General features: G+C 68.5%; 4 protein-coding genes. All 4 read left to right on the plus strand.

All coding sequences use genetic code 11. The annotated features are described in order from the left end of the window. The first annotated feature begins 390 nt into the window (after window positions 1-390). Complete coding sequence (locus ABZ340_RS36280; RefSeq protein ID WP_358786160.1) at window positions 391-966, plus strand: hypothetical protein; 576 nt, start codon at window positions 391-393, stop codon at window positions 964-966. A gap of 43 nt (window positions 967-1009) precedes the next feature. Then, a complete protein-coding gene (locus ABZ340_RS36285) occupies window positions 1010-3670 on the plus strand; it encodes a Helicase associated domain protein (RefSeq protein ID WP_358786161.1) in 2661 nt (886 codons plus the stop codon). Window positions 3671-3922: 252 nt separating this feature from the next. Then, window positions 3923-4579: a hypothetical protein gene (locus ABZ340_RS36290; protein ID WP_358786162.1), complete on the plus strand. Its 657-nt coding sequence runs from the start codon at window positions 3923-3925 to the stop codon at window positions 4577-4579. Continuing rightward, window positions 4576-5022, plus strand: a complete 447-nt coding sequence (locus ABZ340_RS36295) for an ATP-binding protein (protein ID WP_358786163.1) — start codon at window positions 4576-4578, stop codon at window positions 5020-5022. Before ABZ340_RS36290 ends, ABZ340_RS36295 begins: the two co-directional genes overlap by 4 nt. Window positions 5023-5095 lie beyond the last annotated feature (73 nt).

Below are 5095 nucleotides of genomic sequence, written 5' to 3' on the forward strand. Positions count from 1 at the left end.
GGGCTGCGCCCGGAGCAAGCGAACCCCCGCGCTGCGCGCGGGGGTTGCGCTCCCGCTCCGCGGGAGCGCTTGCGGGACGGTGTGCGTCCCGCACACCCGGCCTGCTACGCAGGCCGGGTGACGCTCCGTTCGCTGCGCTCTCGGAGTGGCGGGGCTTCGTCCTCCTACCGGGCTTCCGCTGCGCTGCAGCCCGGGTCGGCGGGTCCGCTGTGCTCCCCCGCTTGACGGTCCTTCCGGCTGCGCCTTCAGGACCGTTGGGGCCCGCTTCGCGGGCCTGGCTGGCTACAAGAGGCGGGGTGCTTGTTCGATTCGGATGTCGGCGTAGCGGCTTCATCCAGTTTGATGCACATGTAGTATTGGCGAAATCGTGAGACACATCTTAATGACCTGATGCGGGCCCAGATGTCCGCGCTCTCGGAAAAGGGAAGACGTATGTGGAGTGCTCAGGACGTGGCGCGGGATCACGTCCGGCGTCAGGCGAATGGCCTGGATGCCGCCGCCGTTGCGGAGAAGGTCGCGGAGGCCGCTGTCCGTGAGCGGGAAACCGCGGAGCGGCTGAGGGGGAACGGCTCCTTCTACAAGTTCGAGATGGACCGGGAGCGGTTGGCTGTCACCTGGCTGGCCAAACACGCTGAGTGGCAGCGCGTCAGGGACTTGATGAGTGTGCTCGGTTGGAGTGTGTACGAGCCGGAGCAGGATGTTCAGGGCTCGGTGTGGGCTCGTGAGCGTGAGGAACGGCTTGCTGATGCGCTTGCCGCACAGGCCGCCTCCGGGGAACAGGGGCGGGAGGGAGCGGATGAGCTGCGTGTGGAGGTCTGGCTGTCCGCCGCGTCCAGCCGGCTACTCCGGACGGTGGCCTACCGGGCGGGGCTGCCTCCCTCTCAGGTCCTGGCCCAGCTCGCCGAGCGGATCGTGGTAGGCGATGACGGTACGGTGTCCGTCCCGCCCTTCACGCCGTCCCAGTGATTCCCGAAGCGAGTGAAAAATAAGTCAGAGGGAGGGCTTGATAATGCTGGGTATTCAGCTTCGGGAACACCAGGTGGCTCAGAAAGCAGCTTTCCGTAGGTGGGTGGGGTTTCCTGCAAGATCATCTGTACCGTCGGAGGGGGCGCGGGGCACGATCGTGTCCGCGACCGGATCCGGGAAAACGATCACGGCGGCCGCGTGCGCGCTGGAGTGCTTCCCGGGCGGGCGGATCCTCGTGACCGTGCCCACCCTGGACCTGCTCGTGCAGACCGCCCAGGCGTGGCACCGGGTGGGCCACCGGGCCCCGATGGTCGCGGTGTGCTCGCTGGAGAACGACCCGGTACTGAACGAGCTGGGGGTGCGCACCACAACCAACCCGATCCAGCTTGCCCTGTGGGCCGGGCGCGGACCGCTGGTGGTGTTCGCCACGTACGCCTCTCTCGTGGACCGCGAGGACATCGACGCACCCGAGGGCCAGGGCAAGGTGCGCGGGCCGCTGGAGGCCGCCCTGGCGGGCGGGGAGCGTCTGTACGGCCAGCGCATGGCCGGCTTCGACCTCGCGATCGTGGACGAAGCCCACTCAACCGCGGGGGAGCTTGGTCGGCCGTGGGCGGCGATCCACGACAACGCCCGCATCCCCGCCGATTACCGGCTCTACCTCACCGCGACCCCGCGCATCCTCGCCGCGCCCCACCCGCAGAAGGGCGCGGCCGGCCAGGAGCTGGAGATCGCGTCGATGGGCCGGGACTCCGCCACCTACGGGCCATGGCTTGCCGAGCTCGGGTTGAGCGAAGCGATCGAGCGGGGCATCCTCGCCGGGTTCGAGATCGACGTCCTCGAGATCCGCGACCCCTCCCCCGTTCTGGGGAAGTCGGAGAAGGCGCGGCGGGGCCGGCGCCTGGCCTTGCTGCAGACCGCGCTGTTGGAGCACGCCGCGAAGTGGAACCTGCGTACGGTCATGACGTTCCACCAGAAGGTGGAAGAGGCCGCCACGTTCGCGGAGAAGCTGCCGCAGACGGCCGCGCACCTGTACGTCAACGACGCCTCTGAGGAGGACCTGGCGCAGGCGGAGGAGCTGCCCGCGTCGTCGATCGACGCGGAGTTCTACGAGCTGGAGGCCGGCCGCCACGTACCGCCGGACCGGGTGTGGTCGGCGTGGCTGTGCGGCGACCACCTCGTCACCGAGCGGCGCGAGGTGCTGCGGCAGTTCGCCAACGGGGTCGACACCATGGGCCGGCGGGTGCACCGGGCGTTCCTCGCCAGCTGCCGTGTGCTCGGGGAAGGGGTGGACATCACCGGCGAACGGGGTGTGGAGGCCGTCTGCTTCGCCGACACCCGCGGCTCCCAGGTCGAGATCGTGCAGAATATCGGCCGCGCGCTCAGGCTCAACCGCGACGGCTCCACCAAGGTCGCGCGGATCATCGTGCCGGTCTTCCTCGAGCCCGGCGAGGACCCGCAGGACATGGTCGCCTCCGCCAGCTTCCGACCGCTCGTAGCCGTTTTGCAGGGCCTGCGCAGTCATGATGAACGACTCGTGGAACAGCTCGCCTCCCGTGCTCTCACCCACGGGAAGCGCAAGGTGCATGTCCGGCGCGATGAGGAAGGGCGGATCGTCGGGGCCGGCGGCGAGGAAGGCGAGGGCCAGGAGCACGACGACGGCGCCGACGTCGCTGCCGAGTCGGCGCTGCTCAACTTCTCCAGCCCGCGCGACGCCACCACGATCGCCGCGTTCCTGCGTACGCGGGTGTACCGGCCGGAGTCCCTGGTGTGGCTGGAGGGCTACCAGGCCCTGCTCCGCTGGCGGAAGGAGAACGAGATCAGCGGCCTGCATGCCGTTCCTTACGACGTTGAGGTCGAAGTCGGGGCGACCAAGGCTTTTCCGCTCGGACGATGGGTCCACCAGCAGCGGAAGGCGCTGCGTGCGGGCGAGCTGGAGCCACGGCGCAAAGAGCTGCTCGACTTGCCGGCGGCCGGGATGGTGTGGGAGCCCGGCGAGGAAGCCTGGGAGAACAAGCTCGCCGCGCTGCGGTCCTACCGGCGGGCCACCGGGCACCTCGCGCCCCGCCAGGACGCCGTCTGGGGTGAGGGCGAGGCGATGGTACCCATCGGTCAGCACATGGCCAATCTCCGTAGGAAGGGCGGCCTGGGGAAGAACCCGGATAGGGCCGCGGAGCGCGCACAGCAGCTGGCCGCAATCGACCCGGACTGGAACTGCCCTTGGCCGCTCGACTGGCAGCGGCACTACCGCGTCCTTGCGGACCTGGTCGACGCTGACGGCACGCTGCCCGAAATCGCCCCAGGCGTGCTCATGGACGGCGATGACATCGGCAAATGGCTCCAGCGGCAGAAGCAGCCGGGTGCCTGGGCACAGCTCTCCACCGAGCAGCAGGAACGGCTGTCCAGCCTTGGCATCAAGCCCGCTGAGGTGCCGACTCCCGCCCCCGCGGCTGAGCGCGCGACGAAGAGCCCGAACAAGGCACAGCAGGCGTTCCAACGGGGTCTGGCGGCCCTCGCTCAGTGGGTAAAGCGGGAGGGCCACCGGCCAGTGCCACGCGGCCACAGTGAGGAGATCGCGGTCGACGGCGAGGCAGAGCCGGTGGTCGTGAAGCTGGGCGTGTGGGTATCGAACACGAAATCGAGACGCGACAAGCTCGCCCAGGAGCAGCTCGACGCGCTGCGGAAGCTCGGCATGGACTGGGCATGATTGGCGGGCATTATGGCGCATCTGGTGCCCGCGCCGACCAGCACGCCGTGGCTCACAAGGCACTCCGCGAGGGCTGCCTCGGTGGGGATGATCCGCGCTGTCCGAACTGTCGACGAAAGATCGTGCGGCGTCTTACTCTGCGTGTGCAGAAGGTGACGAGACGAGGGAAGGTCGTGGCCAGCCCTTGCTTGGAGGGCCCTGAGGGTGCGTGCTTGCATGTGCGGGCCGCCGGGGTGGCAGGACGCGGTGCGCATGCTCTTGCTGATCAATGCGGCGGCTCATGAACCGCGACCCGGCGTGGACGGTGAGGTGCCGGCCGAGTGCGTGGGTGTGGTCCGCGCGCAGGTGCGGCTGCAGAAGCTCGATTTCTGGGTGCGCTACCCCGACTATCTGGCTTATGAGCTGATGACGGAGCACGAGAAGGCTCCGGATGAGCCTGCGCTGCTCGATCTGGCCGAGGACATCCTCTCCTCCCAGGAACCGGACCTGCGTCGGTTTCCGATGCTACGGCACCGCTTTGGTGCCTTCGAGGAGCTCGACGACGCCCTCGCGGTACTGGTCGAACGGGGCTTGCTGAAAAAGACGCAGGTCTTGCGGGAGCGGAAGGTGGTCGAGCACCGCTACTACCTGTTGCAGGCGGGCCGCACGCTTGCCGTGAACATCGTCGCAGAGGCCCCGGCGCTGGCCTGGTACGTGGAGCGGACCAAGCGGGTGGTGGCGTTGGTTGACGGGCTGGGAGGGACACAGCTGAAGAAACGCCAGTATCTGTTGCGGGACTACGCCGACACGCCCATCGGGTCGTACATCACCCCAATCACTGATCAGGCGCGGGCAAGGCTGCGGGCGCTGCGAGCCATCGCGGCACCCCCACAGGCCAGTGCACCAGCTGACGGACAGGAGGCGTCGTGACCAAGCCGGACCCCGTGGCTACGCCACCGGTTGTGCCCACCGCCGACGACATTCTGACCCAGGCCGCCGCCCGGTTGGACGTCGCCAAGCACCAGGTCGAGCGTGCCCTTGCCGAAGCCAACATCGCGCTGACAACGCCAGCCCCTGCCGACCGGCGCCTGCGCATCCTGCGTCTGCGAGTCGACGGGATCAAGCACGACGGCGAGCCGTTCACCATCGACCGGCCCTTTGAGCCCGGAATCTGGGCCATCGTGCGCCCGGAGAACAGCGCTGGTAAGACCAGCCTGCTGGAGTTTTTGGTCTGGGCGCTGCGCGGGGCCCCGCGCGATCTGCCACCAGGCGTCCAATCCTGGGTACGCACGCTGCGTCTGGACCCCGTAGTGGCTGGCAAACCCACTCGGATCGCTCTGGAGCAGATCCCTGAGCTGCCCCGAGTTTCGTAGAGTCCGGTGATCTTGTTTCAGGCGGACTGCGGGGAGGCTTCCTGTTGTCGCCGCCCGTCGCGTTCGTACTCGG

The sequence above is a fragment of the Streptomyces sp. NPDC006134 genome (assembly GCF_040628835.1).
Lineage (GTDB): Bacteria > Actinomycetota > Actinomycetes > Streptomycetales > Streptomycetaceae > Streptomyces.

What these genes read in the sequence shown, in the direction of transcription:
- ABZ340_RS36280 (WP_358786160.1), top strand. Translation starts at nt 391, where the DNA reads ATGCGGGCCCAGATGTCCGCGCTCTCGGAAAAGGGAAGACGTATGTGG.
- ABZ340_RS36285 (WP_358786161.1), top strand. Translation starts at nt 1,010, where the DNA reads ATGCTGGGTATTCAGCTTCGGGAACACCAGGTGGCTCAGAAAGCAGCT.
- ABZ340_RS36290 (WP_358786162.1), top strand. Translation starts at nt 3,923, where the DNA reads ATGCTCTTGCTGATCAATGCGGCGGCTCATGAACCGCGACCCGGCGTG.